Origin of the sequence: Bradyrhizobium sp. C-145 (genome assembly GCF_023375135.1) — a bacterium.
GTDB classification, from domain to species: domain Bacteria; phylum Pseudomonadota; class Alphaproteobacteria; order Rhizobiales; family Xanthobacteraceae; genus Bradyrhizobium; species Bradyrhizobium zhanjiangense.
Genome location: NZ_CP088150.1, coordinates 2,106,227 through 2,126,287, shown reverse-complemented (window position 1 = coordinate 2,126,287; position 20,061 = coordinate 2,106,227). Strand labels below are relative to the sequence as shown.

General features: G+C 59.4%; 11 protein-coding genes and 1 pseudogene. 2 read left to right on the top strand and 10 right to left on the bottom strand.

Translation table 11 applies throughout. The features are described 5' to 3' along the window. Nucleotides 1-15: 15 nt before the first annotated feature. The gene (locus LRP30_RS09720; RefSeq protein ID WP_249760173.1) at nt 16-1,650 is read right to left on the bottom strand and encodes a hypothetical protein; all 1,635 of its coding nucleotides are present in this window, start codon (nt 1,648-1,650) and stop codon (nt 16-18) included. Nucleotides 1,651-2,076: 426 nt separating this feature from the next. On the opposite strand from LRP30_RS09720, the gene LRP30_RS09715 reads away from it, so the two are divergent. Next, complete coding sequence (locus tag LRP30_RS09715; protein ID WP_249760172.1) at nt 2,077-3,546, top strand: lipopolysaccharide biosynthesis protein; 1,470 nt, start codon at nt 2,077-2,079, stop codon at nt 3,544-3,546. Here LRP30_RS09715 and LRP30_RS09710 read toward each other — a convergent pair. The 8 genes and pseudogenes from LRP30_RS09710 to LRP30_RS09675 form a co-directional block, all read right to left on the bottom strand. After that, a complete protein-coding gene (locus LRP30_RS09710; protein WP_249760171.1) occupies nt 3,533-8,770 on the bottom strand; it encodes an Ig-like domain-containing protein in 5,238 nt (1,745 codons plus the stop codon). The two genes, LRP30_RS09715 and LRP30_RS09710, sit on opposite strands and share 14 nt — an antisense overlap. A gap of 218 nt (nt 8,771-8,988) precedes the next feature. Beyond that, complete coding sequence (locus LRP30_RS09705) at nt 8,989-10,773, bottom strand: ABC transporter ATP-binding protein (protein WP_249760170.1); 1,785 nt, start codon at nt 10,771-10,773, stop codon at nt 8,989-8,991. Between the two features lie 50 nt (nt 10,774-10,823). After that, nucleotides 10,824-11,819, bottom strand: coding sequence for a glycosyltransferase family 2 protein (locus LRP30_RS09700; RefSeq protein ID WP_249757991.1), 996 nt, complete (start codon nt 11,817-11,819; stop codon nt 10,824-10,826). After that, nucleotides 11,816-13,261 carry an SAM-dependent methyltransferase gene (locus tag LRP30_RS09695; protein ID WP_249757992.1) on the bottom strand — a complete coding sequence of 482 codons (1,446 nt, stop codon included), beginning with the start codon at nt 13,259-13,261 and terminating at the stop codon, nt 11,816-11,818. The genes LRP30_RS09700 and LRP30_RS09695 overlap by 4 nt, the downstream gene beginning before the upstream one ends. A gap of 893 nt (nt 13,262-14,154) precedes the next feature. Then, nucleotides 14,155-14,745: pseudogene (locus LRP30_RS09690) on the bottom strand (glycosyltransferase family 2 protein); the annotation flags it as partial. Continuing rightward, on the bottom strand, nt 14,742-15,800 hold the full coding sequence (locus LRP30_RS09685; protein WP_249760169.1) for a glycosyltransferase: 1,059 nt from the start codon (nt 15,798-15,800) through the stop codon (nt 14,742-14,744). The gene LRP30_RS09685 and the pseudogene LRP30_RS09690, both read right to left, overlap by 4 nt. Nucleotides 15,801-15,914: 114 nt before the next feature. After that, nucleotides 15,915-16,898, bottom strand: a complete 984-nt coding sequence (gene galE, locus LRP30_RS09680) for a UDP-glucose 4-epimerase GalE (protein WP_249760168.1) — start codon at nt 16,896-16,898, stop codon at nt 15,915-15,917. 291 nt (nt 16,899-17,189) lie between these two features. Continuing rightward, entirely contained in the window at nt 17,190-17,576 is a 387-nt protein-coding gene (locus tag LRP30_RS09675; RefSeq protein ID WP_128938132.1) for a hypothetical protein, read from the bottom strand. A 252-nt stretch (nt 17,577-17,828) separates the two neighbouring features. On the opposite strand from LRP30_RS09675, the gene LRP30_RS09670 reads away from it, so the two are divergent. Then, entirely contained in the window at nt 17,829-18,827 is a 999-nt protein-coding gene (locus tag LRP30_RS09670; protein WP_249760167.1) for a glycosyltransferase family 2 protein, read from the top strand. On the opposite strand, the gene LRP30_RS09665 is transcribed toward LRP30_RS09670, so the two are convergent. Continuing rightward, the gene (locus LRP30_RS09665; RefSeq protein WP_249760166.1) at nt 18,816-20,012 is read right to left on the bottom strand and encodes a glycosyltransferase; all 1,197 of its coding nucleotides are present in this window, start codon (nt 20,010-20,012) and stop codon (nt 18,816-18,818) included. The genes LRP30_RS09670 and LRP30_RS09665 overlap by 12 nt on opposite strands. Between the last annotated feature and the right edge of the window lie 49 nt (nt 20,013-20,061).

Genomic DNA, 20,061 nt, shown 5'->3' with positions numbered 1-20,061 from the left:
CAGATCTCGTCATCACTATGGGTCAATTCGATAGTCCGTTCGATTCCGAACGTCGCGCACAAGCTTGCCCTCCGCCAGGCCGAGGCATACTGAGTCCACCACATAGTGATAGGCGACGATATCGTCCATGGTCAGCTTGTTGAATTCGCCATACAGCCATGGATTGGACAGCATGTGGTGCGGATAGGCATAAAAGCTGTTGTTGTCCTTCACCCAGGGATAGACACGAAAAAAGCGATCCGTCTCGCGGACCAATTTTTCCACGGCCTCCATGGCTACGCCTGTGTCCTGACGCGGAAGGATCTCCGGGCCGCAGGTAGTCGCGTCGTGCCAAGTCGTAAGATCGTGGTTGTTGCCGCCAACGCGAGCCCGGAAATGATTCTCAGGGATGTACATGGTTCCGGTTCCGATCATGTACGAGTAGATGCCGAAATACGTGGAAGGCGCGAGAACTTGGCGACCATCGCGGGTCTCGACGAAAAGCCGCGGGCTTGCCAGCTTCGGCCCGTCCAGCCATCCCAGGTGATTGGTGTAGAAGAAGAACCGGCCACAGATGACGGTCACGACCATCACAACCTTCATCGCCGGGGTGAACCCATCATGCGGCAGCGTGCGTGCCGCGACTACGATGAACAGGTTGAGCGCAATCCAGAAGAAGAAAAGAGCCCCGAGCGTGAAGTACACGCCGATGTGGAAGACGTCGAACAGCAGGCAGAAGAACGACAGCGCGCGCGTCGAGATCGCAGCCAGGGGCGACAGGAGCTGGGCACCCAGCACGAAGACGTTGAAGATCAGCTGGTTGCTCACGATCGCGTCCCAGATGGTCTGCAATGCGCCCGGCCACAGGCCGAGCGGGGCGTCGCCGCGTTCGAGGCCCATCAGGATCGAGGTTTGCGTGGGATTTGCGAGCAGCCAGGTCCATGGCTTCTCGCCACCAGCCTGCAGCTTTGCGATTCCCGACCAGAAATAGCTGCCGAGATGCGCCCCGACGGCGCACGCCCAAATCAAGCCATAGGCGCGATCGCGAAGCTGCTTCACGTCATCTGCGGAAGCGAACAGAGTTCGCAGCCACGGCACGCGATCCATAACCCAGGCGCTGGTGAGAACGATCGTGCCGAGCACGCCAAGCACGGCGAAGTTACCGACGTCGAGCATACCGAGATAATCGGTCTCCGTCACGAAGATGCCGGACACGACGCTCACCATTTCGCGCCATGCATGATAGAAGTAGAACAGCGGCACAAGAAATGAAGGACGCCAGATCGCGGCTATTCCTGCCACAACCGCAAGCACCGCACCGTAGCGGAAGAACAGAATCTTGTCGCCCGCCCCGAACAGGATGTTGGGAGGCCCTGCGAAGGGCCCCAATGAATCGAACAGCAACTGCACAAAGATCGTCATTCCGATCGCGAAGGCGGTGATCCGCAATGGCGGCGAGAAATCACGGTAGCGAATGGAGCTGAAGGCGAGCGCGCCGGCAAATGCCGAGCAAACCAGCACCAGAGCGTAAATGTCAGACCAGCGCGCGAGATGTGTGACGGCCCGCCGCGAAATCGCAGATAGAATGACGGCTACTGCAAGGAGGAAGAGAGGTCCCGCAAGCGACGCGACGCCAGACCGCACTCCTTGCCGTGATGCAACAGTGTACAACGTCATCCCGTCTCGGACCTCCGGAGCTTCGCCATCGAGATCAACCGAACATTATAGAATGACTAGCGGCCTGCAAATATCGCAAGCCAGCTTGCCCTTCTCCTGGTGTGAGTGCTCACAAAATCATCTCACGGGAACCTCAGCGCTGTGAATTGAAATATGACAAACTGCGGGCATTGATGTGACCACAAGTGTCCGCATTGACGTTGGTGACGTCCGGCCATCGCTTGAGATCAGTTTCGAGCAGGCTCGCCCAGGTACGCCGATCCCACATCGCCCGATCACGTCTTCCGTTCGTGTCAAGGCCAAGCTAAAAGCCGGAGACGATCGGAACCGCCATCGTGCAGCGCGCTGGATTTCCCGCGGCATTTGCTGGCAGGCGCGAGACCGCGCAAGAGGTGTTTGAGATCGCGGGGGGTGAGCTCGTTGGACAAGGACAGCAAGTCACGGGCCGTAACCAACATCCTCATAACGGGCGGGTCCCAGGCCTGGAAACTGTCGGCCGGTTTTGTCCTGACGATATTCTCGACGCGAAATCTTGCCCCGTCCGACTTCGGCCTGCTGGCCATGTCTGCGACGGCCGCAACGTTCCTCGGGCTCATCAAGGATGTCGGCGTTGGACAGGCTATCATTCAACGCGCGGAAATCGCCAAGGGCCAGATCGATGCGCTGTTCTGGCTGTCGGTGCTCGCTTCCGCGGCATCTGCTCTCGTTCTGGCATTGAGTGCGCATCCGGTTGCGCTGTTTTACGGCGATACGAGGCTTCAGCAGCTCATGATCGCAATTGCCGGCCTAAGTTTCATTGCTGGCCTTCCGACCGTTCCGGCGGCGCTACTTGCCAGAGAATCCCGATTTAAGGCCCTAGCAATCCTGGATGTCGCCGCGACAACCGCTTCCGTTGTCGCAGGGATCGTCGCTGTAATCATCTTGAGAAACTATTGGGCACTTTACCTGTCCACGCTCGTTCTTACGCTCTTTTCGACAATCGGGATCTGGGCCTATTCCGGCTATCGCCCCGGATATCCCAGTCTGGACAGCGAGACGCGGCACATGGCGCGATTTGGCCTGCACGTGTCAGGGTTCAACCTCGTCAACTATCTTTCGAGAAATGCGGACAACATTCTCATCGGCAAATTTCGAGGCGGCGACGAACTTGGCCTGTACGATCGGGCCTATAAGCTGTTGCTGCTGCCGATCGTCCAATTACACAACCCGATCGGCCAGGTGATTGTCCCGCTGCTTTCGCGGCTTCGTTTCGATAAGGAGAGATATCTCAGTACCTACAACGATGCCCTTTCCATGGTTATGCTCATATGTCAGCCGGGCATCGTGTTCGCCATCCTGCTCTCGGAGCCGCTCTTCAGAGTTCTCCTTGGCGAGCATTGGGTGGGCGCAGCCCCGATTTTTTCCTGGCTCGGCGTTGCCGGCTTGATCCAGGTCGCGACCGCGACGGCAGCTTGGCTGTTCCTCAGTCAAGGCCGTAGCCAGGAGTACTTCAGGCTTGGCGTTTGGACCGCCTTGATCAACGTGACCTCATTCCTCGTCGGTCTTCCTTGGGGCGCGCTCGGAATCGCCGCGGCGTATACGCTGGTGAACTGCACCGTCGTGCTGCCGCTTTGCGCGATATCTATCGGTCGTCATGGCCCGGTGACGACAACGAGCCTGGTCAAGACGACCGTCCCGCATTGGATCGGTTGTGGCGTTGCGGCGGCCGTCACAAGGATTTCGAACATCTCATTGCTGGATGGAAACTCTTTCGCTGGGCTGGTTACGCTGCTGGCGCTTGCCTATGCATCATACCTCCTCGCCATGATCTCCTTCACGCGGAAACGGGAACTTGCGAAACGCGCGTTGCGCAACGTTGTTCGAAAGGCAAAGACCTTCAGCGAAGCATGAAGTCATGCAACTCCGCCAGATGGACATCAATCGGGGCTACCGCGTGAACGGCGTCGACCTGATGAAGGCTCGAGTCAACATCTGGATAAGTGGTGGCCGCGAGGAGCCCTACCTTGGCCGTTTCATGAAACGCCTCGTTAACTAAGTCATATGCGTTGGAGGTGGCGGACTGCTCGAACATGAACCCCTCGCCTCCCAGGCGCGCGGTGCCGACGGCTTGTGCGGTAGCAGGAGGCTGCGACGGCGCAACCGCCGAAAAATCAAAGCTAGCCTTCGGAGGATCGATAACCAGCGTGCCCCCGGATCCGTCGCTCGAGAGATTGAAGGTCGAGTTGGTGTAGTTGCCAACAAGCGAGATATGTGCCGTGTGATTTTGAGCGTCGACCACGGTCAACACGCCACCGGCTGTATCGCCGGAAAAGGACGCCGTCGTTCCCGCTCCGTACGCGATGTCCTTCAGGTCGATATGGTTGGAATTTGACGCGGTGCCGTCACCCGTCAGACCGATGAGCGTTCCCGTAAATTGCGACGCGTGGTCCAACACCAGATTGCCGGTCGACGCCTTGAAGGTGATCGACCCGGAAGCGGCGCCGGACAATTCGAGCGTGGCGCCGGGGTCGACCGTCGCGGCCTGTGACATATTGCCCAGATTCAATACGACATTTCCGGAGATCTTGAGGATGGTCGATGACGTATTGATTACACCATCGCCATTGAGGTCCTGATAAAACGTCGTCTCGACCGCTTTAAGAGCAGGGTCGGTCGGGGACACCTTGTTCAGGAGGTTCGATAGATAGTTGCCATTGCTGTCCGTGGTCCACACACAGAGTTCGCCGGTGGCCGGAATCTTCCAGGCGACATCATAGCCGCTGGTCGTTTGCTCAACGCCCACCGGCGTCCAAGCGCCGAACTGTCCCGACACAACCGCTACGCCACCGTACTTCAAGGTCGGCCCCGCGCCGCTGGCCATCGCGTCGAGCAAGTAATTCGAGCCGACCAGAACCAGGCTGGTTGAGCCGGACGCCTCGATTGTCGTGCCTGAAACCTGCTGGGGCGTTGGTGGAAGACCAATCACGCCATCACCGTTGAGATCCTGGTGAAAGAGGGTCTCGCTCGACTCAAGAGCCGGGTCGGTGCCGGACACCTTGTTCAGATAGTTGGATACGAAATTGCCGTTGCTGTCGGTGCTCCAGACCGCGAACTGGCCGGTCGAGGGGATCTTCCACGCGACGAGATAGCCGTTCGACGACGCTTCCGCAGCCACTGGCACCCATGCGCCAAGCTGCCCCGCGACAACGGCCGTTCCGCCATTCTTCAGGATCACCGATGAGCCGGCCGTCGAAAGGTAGAAGTTGCTTCCCGACTTGATAAGCGATGTCGTGCCGGTCGCTTCGATCACCGTACCCACGGCGGAACTGAAAGCATTGGAAAGCTGGCTCAAATTGCCGGCGATGTCGGTGGCGGTCGCGGTGAAGCTGTGTTGCCCTGCCGTGAGCGATCCGGTGGTGACGCTCCAGGCCCCACTCGTCGCCGCGACGCCCGTGCCGAGCAAGGTCGAGCCTTCGTACAGCCGGACAGTGCTTCCGGCTTCTGCCGTGCCGGACACGATTATCGCGCTCGAAGCTCCAGGTGCGCCCGAGGTCAGGATAGGTGCAACCGGGGCACGCGTATCGACCGTGACGTTCAGCGCACCGGAGGAAGCGCTGACGTTGCCGGCGGTGTCCGCGGTCTTGCCGGTAAAGGTGTGATTACCGTCCGCCAACGTTGCGGTGGCAAAGGACCAGGCTCCGTTGGTATCGGCGATCGCCGTTCCGATCATCGTCGCGCCGTCGAAGACCTGCACCGTGCTCCCGGCGTCCGCGGTTCCAGTCAAATTCACGTGGTTGACATTGGTGACGCCATCGCCGGCGACGTTGCTGTCGGGCGAGAACGACGCGAGCTTGGGCACGTTCGGGGCGATCGTATCGATGGTGACATTCACCCCGGCTGAGAGCGCGGTGAGATTGCCGACACCGTCCATCGCTGCGGCGGCAAAGGTGTGGCCGCCTTCGGCCAGCATTGCAGTCGCCATGCTCCAGCTACCGTTGCCGTCGGCGATCGCCGTGCCGATCTGAGTTGTCCCGTCGAAAACCTTGACGGTTACACCTGCCTGCGCGCGACCCGTGAGGACCAGATGATTTGTATTGATGAGGCCCGACACGATCGAGCCGCTGTCGTTGACAGCCGAGATCGTCGGCACGGCGATAGATGTCATCGTCATCGGCGAATTCGTCGCGGAAACGAATGAATAGTCGGCCGACGTCAAGCTGGTGACGCCCGCAATGCGCAGCGTATCTGCTCCACCCGCGTAGTGAACGGTCCACACGTCGTTCACATGGGTCAAATAGGCGCCGCTATCATAACCTTTCAGAATCAGCTTGTCGTGTTCGGCAGTCGCGCTTGTGAAGACGTGGAAATCGGCGACTGTATCGTTGCCGCTGCCTGCATTGTAAATGAAGGTATCGTTTCCGGCTCCTCCGGAGAGCCAGTCATTCCCGCCCGCGCCATCCAGGAAATCGTCACCGCTCGAGCCGACCATACGGTTTGCCATTTGGTTGCCGACGCCGGCGAGCCCGCCCATCATCAACGTCAAGTTTTCGACGTTTGCCGACAACGTGTACGACGTCCACGCCTCCACACTGTCAACGCCGCCGCCGGGATTCTCGACGATTTTCTGGTTCGCATTACCGATGACGTAGGTATCGTCGCCGTTCCACCCGACGAGCGTGTCATCGATATTGACCGCCGAGAGCTTGTCGTTCGCCGCGGTACCGTACACCATGCGGCTGCTCGCTTTCCCGCTGATCCAGGACGTAATTGTCCCGCCGGCCGGGAGCGTTGCTGGCAATTGGAAATCGTCGCTGGTGAATGCCGAGACCGTCGTGTTGCGGAACACCAGGGTATCCTGGCTCGTCAGCTTCAGATATACGTCGCTTCCGACCTGGCTCATCGCCGCTTGAACGTCGGCGAATGAGGTGAAGGCAAAGCCGTTCAATTGGACAACATCGTGTCCAGCGCCTGATCCCGGCGAAAAGTCGGTGATGATGTCCGAACCGTCGCCGGAGTTGATTACGAAGCTATCCGCACCGCCCCCGCCGGTCAGGATATCATTGCCGAGCCCGCCGGTGATCACGTTTGCCGCGGCATTGCCGATGATGATGTTGGACTGAATATTGCCGGTCGCGTTGATGGCCGCCGAACCGGTGAGCGTCAGATTCTCGACGTAGCTCGAAAGCGTATACCTCACGGAGGAGTTTACCGTGTCGATGCCTCCGCCATAGGCCTCGATAACCTTCGCACCGGAATCGGTGACGACATAAGTGTCATCGCCGGCACCGCCGGTCATGACATCGGCCCCTCCTGCACCACCGATCAGATCATTGCCGGATGTGCCGCTCAGCGTGTCCGCAGCCGCGCTTCCCACGATCGTGTTGGTCGGTGCGCCACTCGTGAGCAGGGTGTAGTTCGCAAGCGTGTACTCCGGCAATTGATAGGCTTTGATTGAATCGATCGTCATCGTCGCCGTCGATCCTGGAGCGGCGTTGCCCGGCCAGCTCCCGCCCATCGCCAGATTGGCGATCATATACATCGCCGAATTCATGTCGGAGGGTGTGGCCTGCTGTGCGACCACCTTCCCGTCGACGAAGAATGTCAGGTCGTAAGGGGTCCATTTGAGCGCAAACGTGTGTTCTCCGGTGGTCAGGTTGGCTGTATTTGCCCAACCCCCATTCGTCGCAGGCGCGTAGGGCGAGTGAATGGCCCAATGCGCCTGGTCAGGATCCTGACCAAAGGCCTCGAGCACATCGATTTCCGTCTTGAGGTTATTGGCAGTGCTGGGCAGCAACCAGAACGCCGGCCACGCGCCGCTCGTGCTGGGCAGCGTGGCCGTCATCTCGAAATAGCCGTAGGTCTGGGTAAAGCTGTTCTGGGTCGAGATCATGCCCGACGAGAAAATGGCACTGCCTGTATAAGGCGTTGCGCTCGCAGGCAAGGGCTGCGCCGTGATGACGAGGTGACCGTCCTGAATCGAGAACGGATTAAGCCCGAGCGACGTTGACGCCTGAGTTGCCGGCAGCCCGGAAAAGCTGGGATCGACATACACTTCCTGTTCGCCGGCCAGCCCGTAGCCTGCCGCTCCGCTCCAGGCATAACTCGTGCGCCAGGTCAGGCTGGGATCCTGCCCCGCGGACAGCGTGTTGAAGTCGTCGTTGAAGGTCTGGACCAGTCCAGTCAGGGGACTGACGATGTTTATATTGGCGGTCGTGAGATTCTGGAGGCTGGTGTTTTCAAGTGTTATCGTTTCGCCGCTGGCGATCGTCAGGACAAGGTCGGTGCCCACCTGCTTCATGGCCGCCGTGACATCAGTGAACGTCTTGAAGCCGGTGTTGTTGAGCTGCAGGATGTCCCCGCCGGCGCCCGCCTGAAAGTCGGTGACGATGTCGTTGCCGTTGCCCGCTGTCACGACAAAGGTGTCGCGACCGGCCCCACCGGTCAGCACATCGTTGCCTCGCCCGCCGTCAATCATGTTGTCGCCGGCATTGCCGACAATGATGTTGTTGAGATCATTGCCGGTGGCGGGCGACGGAACACTATCTGTCAGGACAAGATTCTCGACGTTCGGCGCATTGACGAGGCTGTATCCATTGATGTTCCAGACACGGATCGTATCGATACCCTCTCCGGCCTGCTCGACAACCTTGGTGTTGTGGTCATAGACATAGTAGGTGTCGTCCCCTGCTCCGCCGATCAGCGTGACGCCCGTGCCGCCGGCCTCCATGCCGTCATTTGTCGCCCCGGTCGTCAGCGTGCCGCCTGCGGGGACGGTACCCGCCCAGTTCCATGCCGTTCCGCTCGCTGGCAGCGGATTGTCCAGCGCGACATTGCTTGCAACCAAGGTCGAAAGCGCGACATTCTGCAGCGTCAGGGTTTCGGTGGACGACAGCGTGACGACCGTATCGGAGCCCATTTGGGTGGCCGCTGCCAGGAAACTGGCGAACGTCGCAAAACCGTAGTTCTGCAACCGCAACACATCGCCGCCTAAACCCGCCTGAAAATCAACGACCGTATCGGAGCCGTACCCCTTCGAGATGACGAAGGTATCGCTGCCTGCGCCTCCGGTCAGAACATCGTTTCCGGTCCCGCCAAACAGAACGTCAGCACCGGAACTTCCATTGATAATGGTCATGATGGATACGTGCTCCTTTTACGTGGCACACAACTATGCATGCGTTCAAAAGAACCTTATGGATTCGACGCAATTTGACGCATGATGAGAGAAACAGCTGGCGGCTGGCGATTTCTGCGGAGACACCGGAATGCTACGGGCTCATGTGAAGTCCACGCTGCTTTGCAAGTGTAGGACCCGTCATTCACTGAGCAGGCGCCGAACACGCTGGGTTCCGATTAGGGAACCGTATTCCGCATCCGATATGTGAGCACATCATCTTGCGAAGTTCCCGTTACGCACGCTCCTCGACTCGCCAGGACTTTCGCCGGAGGGCCCTCAGCGCGAACTCGGCCGTTTTCAATGCACACCACATGGTCCGCATCGCGCACTGAATCCAGGCGATGTGTTATCAGCAACAAGGTTCGGTTCTTGAATTGTAGCTGGATCGCGCGTCGAATGCTGTCCTCGAGCGTCAGATCGAGCGCGCTCATCGCTTCGTCGAGGATGAGGAACTTCGGATTGCGCACAATCGCACGTGCAAGACCAAGACGCTGACGCTGACCGCCCGAGAAGCGCAGACCATGCTGTCCTATCCAGGTGTCGTATTTGTGAGGTAAGGCCTCGACGACCTCTGAAATGCCCGCGACCCGCAGCGCCTGCCGAACCTCTTCCTCGGAGGCGTCGTTCCTAGCCATCCGCACGTTTTCGATCACCGTGCCTTCGACCAGGTCGACATCCTGGCCCGCAATCGCGAGCATGTCGAGCCAATCGGTTCGACGAACGTCTTCGATGGATCGCCCATCAACCCGTATGACACCCGCGTTGGCCGAATAGAGTCGCAACAATAGATTTACGATCGTGGTCTTGCCCGCTCCACTGGCTCCAATGAGCGCAGTGGTCTTCCCCGCAGGAATGTCAAACGAAACATCCAAAAGCGCGGGCTCGGTACCGGCATCATAGCGGAACGTCACGTTGCGAAATGAAATGCCGTTCTCCAGTTTAGCCACGGCCACGTGCCCGGCCTTCGGGTACTCCTTGTCATCTGTCGACCTGATGGACCGCAGCTGCGGCTCGATCTGCGCCATATACAGCAGGTTCCCTTCCAGATCTCGCATATGCGGCTGCAATCGATAGAGCAATGCGACCGCGGTCAAGCTTGTCGCGAAGCCAATTCCCCACATATCAGCGAACGCGATGACGAGAAACAGCACGGCAAGATAGCCCACCTCCGTCAGGGGCGAGACCAGAGCGGACAGACGCGCAAGCCGCAGCGCGACCTGCCGTGCCTGCGTCGACGCGTGCTCGAAGCGCTTCTGGTGAACCTCCTCCTGGCCATATGCGCGGATCGTGCGCATACCCTGGAGTGTCATCAGCATATGCTCACCCAGTTTTTGATGAACCAGCTTGACGCCGGCACCCAACTGCTGAATCGGCAACGAAAGATGACGCAATCCAGCCGACACGAGCATTGAGGCCGCGACGGCGAGGACGGTTATCTTGATCGAGAGCGCCAACAGAAAGGACGCGAAGAGAAAAACCGAGCACGAACTCACGATAATGCGGGTAAGAGTGGCGTATGCCCCGGAGATCACCCATGTCTCGGTTCCCAACACCTCCATGAGATATGCTTCGTCATGGCGTTGGAAGAACGAATACGAAGTTGACAGATACTGCAGATGAACGCGGTTGCGCGCGACTTCATTGATCTTCTCTCCAACACGCGCACTGATTAATGTGTTGATAAAGGAAAGAGCACCGCGAGCAATGATGAGAAGGAGCAGCACGACAGCAGTTTCGCTCGAGCTGTGAAACCAGTTAGCCGCATATCGGAGCGCTTCGCCCAGGAGGCCACTGGTCGACGTTGCAAGTTCCACCTGACCCATGGCGAAATAGAAGAACAGGAGTACGAGAGTAATCCCGACCGTCTCCGCCAACGATGTAGCAAGGCCAAGGACAATCAGCGCGGGCGTCACCCAACCGGGCAGCGGAGCAAGCTTGAGCAGCTTGAACAGTTCGACCAATGCAGCGCGGCGAGCAGCTCTCGGTCTTCGTATGTTGTTCGGGTGCTCTGTCATAGCGATTGACTTGGATCGCCGATGGCAAACAACGAAGCTGGAGGTCGAACCACCCTGCGACGCTGATGACGCCATTTCCACCGGATTTCCGAGACGGTATCCCGCGGAACATCGTGCACGGCGACCCTGAGCGCGAGCAAGGGATGCCGTCTGAAAAGGTGTCCAAAGATTGAAACGAAGTACCACAACTGACCGCCCGTCAGAGCTCTGCGAAGCAGCCAACGCGCATAGTTTCTGAAGCCCAGGTCGAGGAGCGCCCTGCGCTCAGGGTGCCGCGTCATGATCTCATCCGCGACCAGCATCCACGACCGGAACATCCGCGTCTTGTTGCTTGACATGTTGTTCGGGAGGTAACGATAGCCGATCTGGTACTCGGGCACGACCGCGAACTGGTACGCCTCCGCGACACGGCAATAGAACAGCAGATCCTCGCAGCCTTCTGCCCCCGATGCCCTGAGTCCGCTCTCGAAACCTTTTGCAGCTATGAGGGCTTCGCGGCGGACCAGCGCCGAGCTGCCGTTGCCAATGAAATTTCCCTGACAGAGATAGTCCAGCACCTCGCCCGCATGAAAGACGGGATCGGACCTGGCAGTTACGCGACTATCGGCATCGATCCAGTCATACCAGCTGTAGACAAGACCAGTCCGCTCTCCTGCATCAAGCAAGGCTTGAAGCTGTTTCTCAATCTTGCGGAGCGTCCAGAGATCATCGGCATCAATGAACGCGACGAAGTCCGCGCGCGCCGCCTGCCAGCCCGCATTCCGGGCGGCCGCCACCCCTGCATTACGCTGTTCTATGATGGTTATTCGAGAATCCTCGGCCAAATGTCGCTGGACGACCGCAATCGTATTGTCGGTGGAGCCGTCGTCCACGACTATGATTTCCAGCTCCCGATGCGACTGAGATCTGACGCTGCGAAGCGTCTCGTCGATCGTTGCATCGGCGTTGTAGGCCGGAATAACCACACTGACGAGGAGCGCACCGGTGCTCATTGATACTGCTCCAAGCAGCGCGCGAATGTGTCCAGCGTAAAATCGCCCCTGACCTCAATTCGCGGCAGGTCTAACAAATTGTCTCTGAGGGTGGCGGCCCGGCTGACCGTTTTGAACAGGGTCTTGTAGCCGCATTCGGCTGCGAGGATTCCAAGCCGCTGATCCGTGGAGCCAAACGGCGCGGCAAGCGACGTTATAGGTCGCCCAAGCCATCGCTCCAATTGCGCACGAGATCGCGTCAGTTCCTCGGCGAGATTCCAGGTCGCAAGTTCCTCGCTGCGCGGGTGGCTCGCCAAATGGCTACCAAAGGATACGCCTTCGGCGGCAAGCCCGGCAATCCTGACCGCATCGAGCAGCGGAGCGGGTTCTCCGAACGGAGCATCCCACTCCGCCCGCTTTCCCGCGAAGTCGGTCGCAACGAACACCTCTGCCGAGAAATCGTTTGCCTGCAGGATCGGCCATGCATGCTCGGCAAAATCCTCGTACCCATCGTCGAAGGTGATCAGCACCGGCCTGCCAACGAACGGATGATTGCTTGCCACGAACCAGGCGAGCTGATCCGAATTGATCGCGTGGTAGCCATTTCGGCGCAGCCACAGCATCTGTTGCCCGAACGCATCCGGAGACAAGCGGTACCGCGCCAGTTCGCCGGGTCCTTCGGCCGCAATTCGGTGGTACATCAGGACCGGAACGTGCGTGCGTCTTTCGGATTGCGCGACGTCAAACCTGCGCGCCGCAGCCCCACCCCACACGATGGACCGCGCAACCTCGACCTCGATCGGCGCGTCGATAGCCGCGCATGTCACCTGTGTGTCAGGGGCCGCTTCGCCCGGAAGTAACCGCCTGAACCGATCGATACGGTACAGCTCCGTCTCGATCGACGTCTCCAGGGCGAGTCCGGGTACGCCCTGGAGAATTCGTGTGATCGTCTCCGCCCCATACGGACTCTCCCAGTCGAGCCCCGTTCGCGACATGTTGTCCTTCAACACAAAGGCATGGGCCGCCACAAGGTGACCGCCAGGACGCAGCGCCTGCACCAGTCGCTTCGCGACCGACTCTAGTTCGGCTTCATTATTAAGGTAGTAAAGGACCTCGGAGCAGACGATCAGATCGATGTCCTGCGGGAGCGGATCGGCGGACAAATCCAGTTGAGAGAATTCGATATTCTGATGCCCATTGCATCGGACACGAGCGCGATCGAGCGCCTTGGTCGAAATATCGGCGGCCCTGAGGCGCTTGACCCTGGGTGCCAATTGGCGCGTGAAATGTCCTTCCGCGCACGCGAGCTCGAGCGCGTGATCCACTGGCTGGTCTGGCAGAAGCTCGAGCTGCCGAGTGTACTTTTCCTGTTCATACGGCGAACCATAGTTCCAGGATCCTCCTGCTCGAAGAAACCCTCCCAAAATTGCTGGCGTGCGGTGTCTCGAGGCTTTTCGGCACATCGCTTCCGTCTGCTGGAATCGGGGATACCTGAAATGGCCAGCGGCCGCGCCTCACGCGAGGCCCGCGTGGCCAACTCGCGCAGGCGCTCCCGATGAGTATCTCGGCCGTCTCGCATCAAAGATCGAACCCGTTCGGTCCGCTTGTGGAGTGCGATTTTCGCCCGAACCAGCCTTCCAATCTGGTCTTTGACCTGCAAATGAACGAGGCCATGGCCGGCCAGCGCGATCCAGAAGCGGCTGTCGACAGTGCCGAGGGCACCAATATCGAGCAGCGTCAGGATGCGAGGCCCGTCACAGAGATAGACGTACAATCGATCAACAGTCCCGATCGGCCTAATAGTACCGATACGGCGAAGGTCAACGCGCGTGCCGAACGTCAACGTGAGGACCCTGGGCGCCGAAAGGTCGTCATAGTCGAGCACTTTCCGCTCAAAGCGGTATTGGCACTTTCGCCCTGCCGCCGGGTCGTTCCATGCGCGACCGATCGCTGAAATGAGGTTGGTTACGCCCTCCCCGTATTGCGGCCACCGTTCCGCCAGCTTGGCGGGCACCGTTCTTGCCCCGACCGTCACGGCATCGAGCAGAACAGCGGCAATGAAGTCCGCCGTTGTCTCGGTCTTTGGAATGTCGCTGAGCGTTTCCAGCGATGGATCGCTGGCGTTCCTGCGGCCGCATTCAACTCCGGCGCACCAGAGCGCGAAATACGCGTACGCCGTCGCGGCGCTGCCATATGCAGTTGATGCTCCAGACCGATGTGCAGGTGCCGGCTCGCTGACGCGCTTATCGCTGGAAAATCCGCGCGCAATGACCACCTGCGCATCGGCCAGCATCCGTTTGACGTCTTGTGTCAGAGAACGGTCGCTTGTTCGATAATAGCTCAATTTCTCATCGACATGGATCCACCTGCCGCCGCAGCGAGCGATCCGTTGCCATAGGTCCCAATCTTCGCACGTGCGGAGACTGGTCTCAAAGCCACCAACCTTTGCGACCGCGCCCTTTAGGACGAGCACGCCATGGATGAACGTGGCACACGTGCGGGCGAACCGTTCAAATGCGTTGTCCTGGATGGCCGGATCGCGGCGAACGGGAGTTTCACTGCCGTCAGGCATAACCCGGCAACAGTTGCAATAGGCGGCCACCGCCGCGGGATCGCGATCCAGCGCAGCATTCATCCGCGCAAGGAAGGATCGATCAATCCAATCGTCACTGTCCAGGAACAGTATTCGTTCGCCGCGCGCGCTTGCAATTCCCTTGTTGCGGGCACCGGAAGCGCCTGCTCCGCCAGTCTGCAGAATCCGAAAGCGGGAATCCCGCGCCACGTATTCAGCCACGATCGCGGCCGTGGCATCGGTCGAACCGTCATCCACGACAAGCGCCTCCCAGTCGGCGGCGCTCTGCGCGAGCACGCTGTCAAGCGTTTCAGCAACGGTCCCTGCAGCATCGCGGGCGGCGATCACGACGGACGTACGCGGATGGGCCGTCATCTGCGAAACCTTCGACGATGATAGAACAGCAATCCGGCGAGATATCCGGTCACCTCCTCCTTCAGGAAGCGGTCGCGAATGTTGTCTCCTTCCACTACTTTCCGGAGCAGCCGAGAGAAGTACCAACGCGGCTTGCGATAGTAGGCCAGACGCCGGTTCGCCGAGATTCCCGTTCTTTCATACTGCACCAAAAGCGCTGCCGCATGACCGCGCATGTAGTGATAGATCTGGCTGGCCAGGCCATCCATTGTCCTGCGGTGAAAGTGGAATGCGATTGACGCCGGAGTGTAACGACACGTGTAGCCGCCCGCGAGCAATCGATACCAGTATTCCGAGTCGCCCGAGCAGCCGGCCTGACCGACGTCCAGTCGCTCATCAAAAAGCCCGACGGCCTGAAACACCTCGCGCCGGAACGCCATGCTCGCTCCGGCGCCGATGTCCCACGCGGGAAGGACCTGGCCGCGATGCGATCGGAAGGCTGCGCTGTCGTAATCCTGTTCGCGATAGCCTTTGCCAAATCCCCAATACGTCTCGAAATGCCGTTGCGCCTCGGTCGCGAGCTCGGCGGGAAGCACCAGCCCAGTCACCGCACCGATCTGGGGGGAGTCAAACGCACATGTCAGTTGCTCCAGCCAACGCGGGTGAAGCAGCACATCGTCGTCCGTATAGGCGACAATATCTCCGGTCGCCTGGAGCGCGCCGGCATTGCGCGCAATATCCAGACCGGGTCGCTCCTCGCGAATATAGGTTGCTGCCGCGGCCAACGCGACATCCCGCGTCCGCCGATCGCGCGATGCATTGTCCACCACAATGACTTCTCGGGGAGGATGGGTCTGCCGCGGCAACGACGACAAGCATTTTTTCAGCTCCTCCGGACGGTCGCGCGTGCAGATCACCACGCTCGCCGAGAGCCTCACTTTCGTCGGGATTCGCACTTGGGAATCGACGGCTGACAGGAAGGCGTCGTCGATATGATCGATCCTGGCGTCGGTTATCTGGCCTTCATGCATCAGCACATGGCCGATCGGCTGGTCGGCGCGCCAGAACACCGTCATGCCCTCGTTCAATGTCGTTACCGCAACATCGGACGCCGACGTCACGGAGACATGCGCCACGCCTCTTCCCAGTCCAATTCCTGCGAATGGGGTGTCCATCATCGTCGTGCGAAATCATGCCGGCGGGTTGCTATCGCTCCACCTGAGCGCAGTCTCAATAATGAAATCGATCCCGGATTGGCGCGGGCTCCAACCGAGCTCCCGCTTGGCTTTGGCAAAGGAGGCGACGAGCATGGGCGGGTCGCCCGCGCGGCGCGGGCCGCGGCGGACGACCGGATCGTCTCCGGAGACACGCTTCACGGCCTTTATTAGTTCGAGCACACTCGTGCCAACCCCTGTACCGAGATTGAAGACATGAGTACCGCCTCGAGCCACCAGCATGTCACCTGCGAGAAGGTGCGCCTGCGCCAGGTCATTGACGTGGATATAGTCCCTGATTGCACTGCCATCCGGCGTCGGAAAGTCCGTTCCCAGAATGGTGAAAGGCCGATCGGGTCGGCGCGCTGCTTCGATCGCCAGCGGAATGGCATGCGTTTCCGGTTCGTGGCGCTCGCCGAGCTCGCCGTCAGGGTCACAGCCCGCCGCGTTGAAATAGCGCAGCGAAACCGACGACATCTCGTACGCGCGACCAAAGTCCTCCAGCATACGCTCGATGATCATCTTGGACCAACCATAGGGATTAATCGGCGCCTGCGGATGTGTTTCGTCTATCGGGGTGTGCTTGGGTACTCCGTAACTGGCACACGTGCTGGAAAAGAGCACGCGCGAGCAGCCGGCCGCTCGCATTGACTCCAGGAGGGCAAGCGTTCCTCTCGTGTTATTGTCGTAATAGATGGCGGGATCAGCCACGGATTCGCCGACATAAGCCAGCGCCGCAAAGTGCGCGACGAGGTCTGGCTTATAGGTGTCCAGCACTGCGCGCACGCCGGTTGAATTGCGAATATCGCACTCGACCAACGGTCCCCAGCGCACCGCATCGCGCCAGCCCCGGGAAAGATTGTCGAGCGTCACGACGTTCCAACCCGCCGTCGCAAACGCCTTGCAGCAATGCGAGCCGACGTAGCCGGCACCGCCGGTGACCAGAACGGTCTTCTTCATCTCGCCGCGTCCGCGCGCTGCGCATCGGTCGGAGGTGGGGGACTACCGAAATTTGTCGGACCGGTAAAATCGTTACGCGGCTTAATCAACCTTCGCGCCAACAACACTCAACTCCTTGTCACGAAGAACGACCTTGTTCTTGATCTCCAATATTCCAAATTCCATCAAATCATATCTAGATGGATTGTGGCGTCATTCGTACGATCAAACGGCGGCGCGCAGACGCGTGGAGCTGCCACGCGCAGTTGCAAAGGCCCGAAACGGTGCAATACATGGATTGATGTTGCGAAGTTATTGCTTCGCTACGGTTTCATCCGCGGGATAGAATCGCGCCTGATGCGCTTCCGATAGAACCTGTCCCGTCGATGATTTCACGAGGGCGGTCCATTCATACAGACCCGGCTTGCAAGGACCAAATGTCCGGATCGTCCCCGATGGCACGACGCCATTGCTCGGAACCGGAACGTTCTGGCCTCCCATTTCGCGAGCGCCTTCCGCAAGTGTGAGCGTCATCGAAGTGGCACCGGCGGGAATGTTGCGCAGACGTATCTCCGGATTTGGGAACAGCGTGACACAGCCGTGCGCCCCGCGCCATGAGAAATCCAACGTCATCGGATCGGCCGATGCAGGATGACAGACCGCTAGCAACAAAGCGACGGCAACAACAACAGCTCTCACATATCGCTCCCAGTCCGGTTCGCTTCCGATCTTCAAGCGATCGGGGCACGCGCTATTCACGATTCACGCAGAATAGATCGCCCATTTTAAGGCGCCATCGGTAAGCCCACTTGCTGATCGATGCATCAAAAGAAGCAGTCACGAGTTGGCCATTCTTTTGACGGACCGTCGGTTCGTCCTTTGGCGTGCATCAACGACCATTCCCGCGCCTGCCAACGGATTGAGCAAACAATGGCAAGTGGCAGCTAAACCGTGTCCAGAAACGTCCTGATCGTCGTACCCGTTTTGAACGAGGCTTCCCATATCGAGACCGTTGTCCGCAATCTGGCGCGGGACAGTCTCGACGAGGATCGCACGATAGTGGTTGCAGATGGCGGCAGCACCGATGGGACGCCTGACATTGTCCGCCAGCTCGGCAGGGAGATTCGCGGCGTCCATCTGTTGCGCAATCCCCAGCGGCTGCAGAGTGCCGGGGTCAATCTAGCCATACAAGTCTATGGTGCTGCGGCGCAGGTCCTGGTGCGGTGTGACGCCCATTGCGAATATCCAGCCGATTATGTTTCGAGCCTCCTCAAGACTCTGGACGAGCGCAAGGCCGACTCGGTCGTGGTCCCCATGGACTCCCGAGGTGACGGCTGCCTGCAAAAGGCCGTCGCCTGGGTCTCGGACACCAAGGTCGGTTCGGGCGGATCGGCACATCGCGGCGGAAAGCAAAGCGGCTTTGTCGATCACGGGCACCATGCGGCGATGACCATCGATGCCTTTCGCAGGGCCGGTGGTTACGATGAAACCTTCACTCACAATGAAGATGCAGAGTTTGACTGCAGGCTGCGTGCACTCGGCGGCCGGATATTTCTGGATTCGGACATCCGCCTTTCATATCGACCGCGGTCGAGTTTTCTGAGTCTGGCGAAGCAGTACTTCAACTACGGGCGTGGTCGATCGAGAACGGTGAGACGGCATCCAGGATCGTTGCGACTGCGTCAATTCCTGGTGCCCACTCATGTTGCATTGACGCTCGGCGCCATCGTGCTGTCGCCGGCGGCGCCGCTGCTGTTGACGTTGCCGGCGGCCTATCTGGCGATACTGGCGCTGATCGCAATGATGATTGCAGTAAAACATCGCTCCATTTGCGGGCTGCTTGCACTGCCGGCCGCTGTCGTGATGCACTTCGCGTGGGCACTTGGCTTTTTCTGGGGCATCCTGTCGATCCGCCAGGCCACCTGGCAGATGACCCCTTCAGTTTCCTGAACCCTGCAGAACCTGGGCACTGGCCGGCGCGCCCACACGCCGGCCCGCCTTCGCATAGGCCGCCTCGGTCAGGCGTGCAATCGAGGTCCACGTCGGCACCGAGTCTCGCAGATCCAGCATTCCTTGACTCTTGCGGTTTCGATAATCGGGGTCGCTGATCAAGCGCTCGAGCGTCCGGGACAATGCGGCGGGATCACCTGGAGGAACGAGCGTCCCCTCTGCCCGATCGCTCAGCCATTCCGAGAACGTTCCAAGGTTCGAAGCGACGATCGGGCGTCCCGCCGCGATCGCCAGCATCAGCACACCCGATGCGTCGATATCCCGGTACGGAAAAGCCAGGATGTCAGCGCGCGCGACCAGCGAGGTCACTTCATCTTCCGGAACGAAACGCAGGTCGAATTCGACATGGTCTTCGAGCTGCAGATCCTTCACCATCGCAAACAGCGGCTCCATCGCCATTTCCGGCCAGCCCACGACCTTCACCACGCAATTCGCCCTCACCTCTCGGGGAAGCAGCGCAAGCGCGCGAAGCATGACGTCGACGCCCTTGTAGGGCTTTATCTTGCCGAACAGGAGTATTTGAACGCGCCCGTCCCCGGCCGAGGGCTCGTCGGCCGGTCGGGTGATATGATCCGTCAGCAATCCGTGCGCGATAACGGATATCTTTTCGTCCGGGATACCAACGCGTAGCAGGCGATCGCGCGCAACGGTCGTATGAACGATAAGATGGTCGAAGCAATGCAGAATGCTGAACACGCCAATTCGCTGTATCCGCGAGCTCGGATTGTTATTGAACGGATTCGAGTCATGGACGGTCAGAACCGTTGGCGCGACCCTCCTGAACTTGGGAATGAACTGGCTGTCGACGATTGCCAGCGGCGCCCATTGAAAATGGATCACATCGGGCGGCGTCTTCCTGAAGCGCCTGATCAGCCGTGTCATTGATTCAGCGTGACTGAGGCCCTTCAGCCCCAGCTGCACGTTGCGTGGAAGTCTCTTGAAAAAGCGCGACTGCAATCCCGGATAAAAATGCCGGTCAAGAAACAGGTCTTCATCAACGGAGGGCTTCCGCCCGAGCTGGCGCCCGACAATGCTGGCTGCATGCCCAATATCGGTCAATCCTTTGGCTAATTTAAGATCATATGGCCAAGTAAACAGTGACGGATCGATCAGAGCGATTTTCATGCGATTGCCTCACCAACCATGCTTTGCGGACCGTGAAATTACTTCTGGC

Excerpts from the sequence above, each read along its gene's own strand:
- LRP30_RS09710 (WP_249760171.1), bottom strand. The coding sequence starts at position 8,770 with ATGACCATTATCAATGGAAGTTCCGGTGCTGACGTTCTGTTTGGCGGG.
- LRP30_RS09700 (WP_249757991.1), bottom strand. The coding sequence starts at position 11,819 with ATGAGCACCGGTGCGCTCCTCGTCAGTGTGGTTATTCCGGCCTACAAC.
- LRP30_RS09695 (WP_249757992.1), bottom strand. The coding sequence starts at position 13,261 with ATGTGCCGAAAAGCCTCGAGACACCGCACGCCAGCAATTTTGGGAGGG.
- LRP30_RS09685 (WP_249760169.1), bottom strand. The coding sequence starts at position 15,800 with ATGACGGTGTTCTGGCGCGCCGACCAGCCGATCGGCCATGTGCTGATG.
- galE (WP_249760168.1), bottom strand. The coding sequence starts at position 16,898 with ATGAAGAAGACCGTTCTGGTCACCGGCGGTGCCGGCTACGTCGGCTCG.
- LRP30_RS09665 (WP_249760166.1), bottom strand. The coding sequence starts at position 20,012 with ATGAAAATCGCTCTGATCGATCCGTCACTGTTTACTTGGCCATATGAT.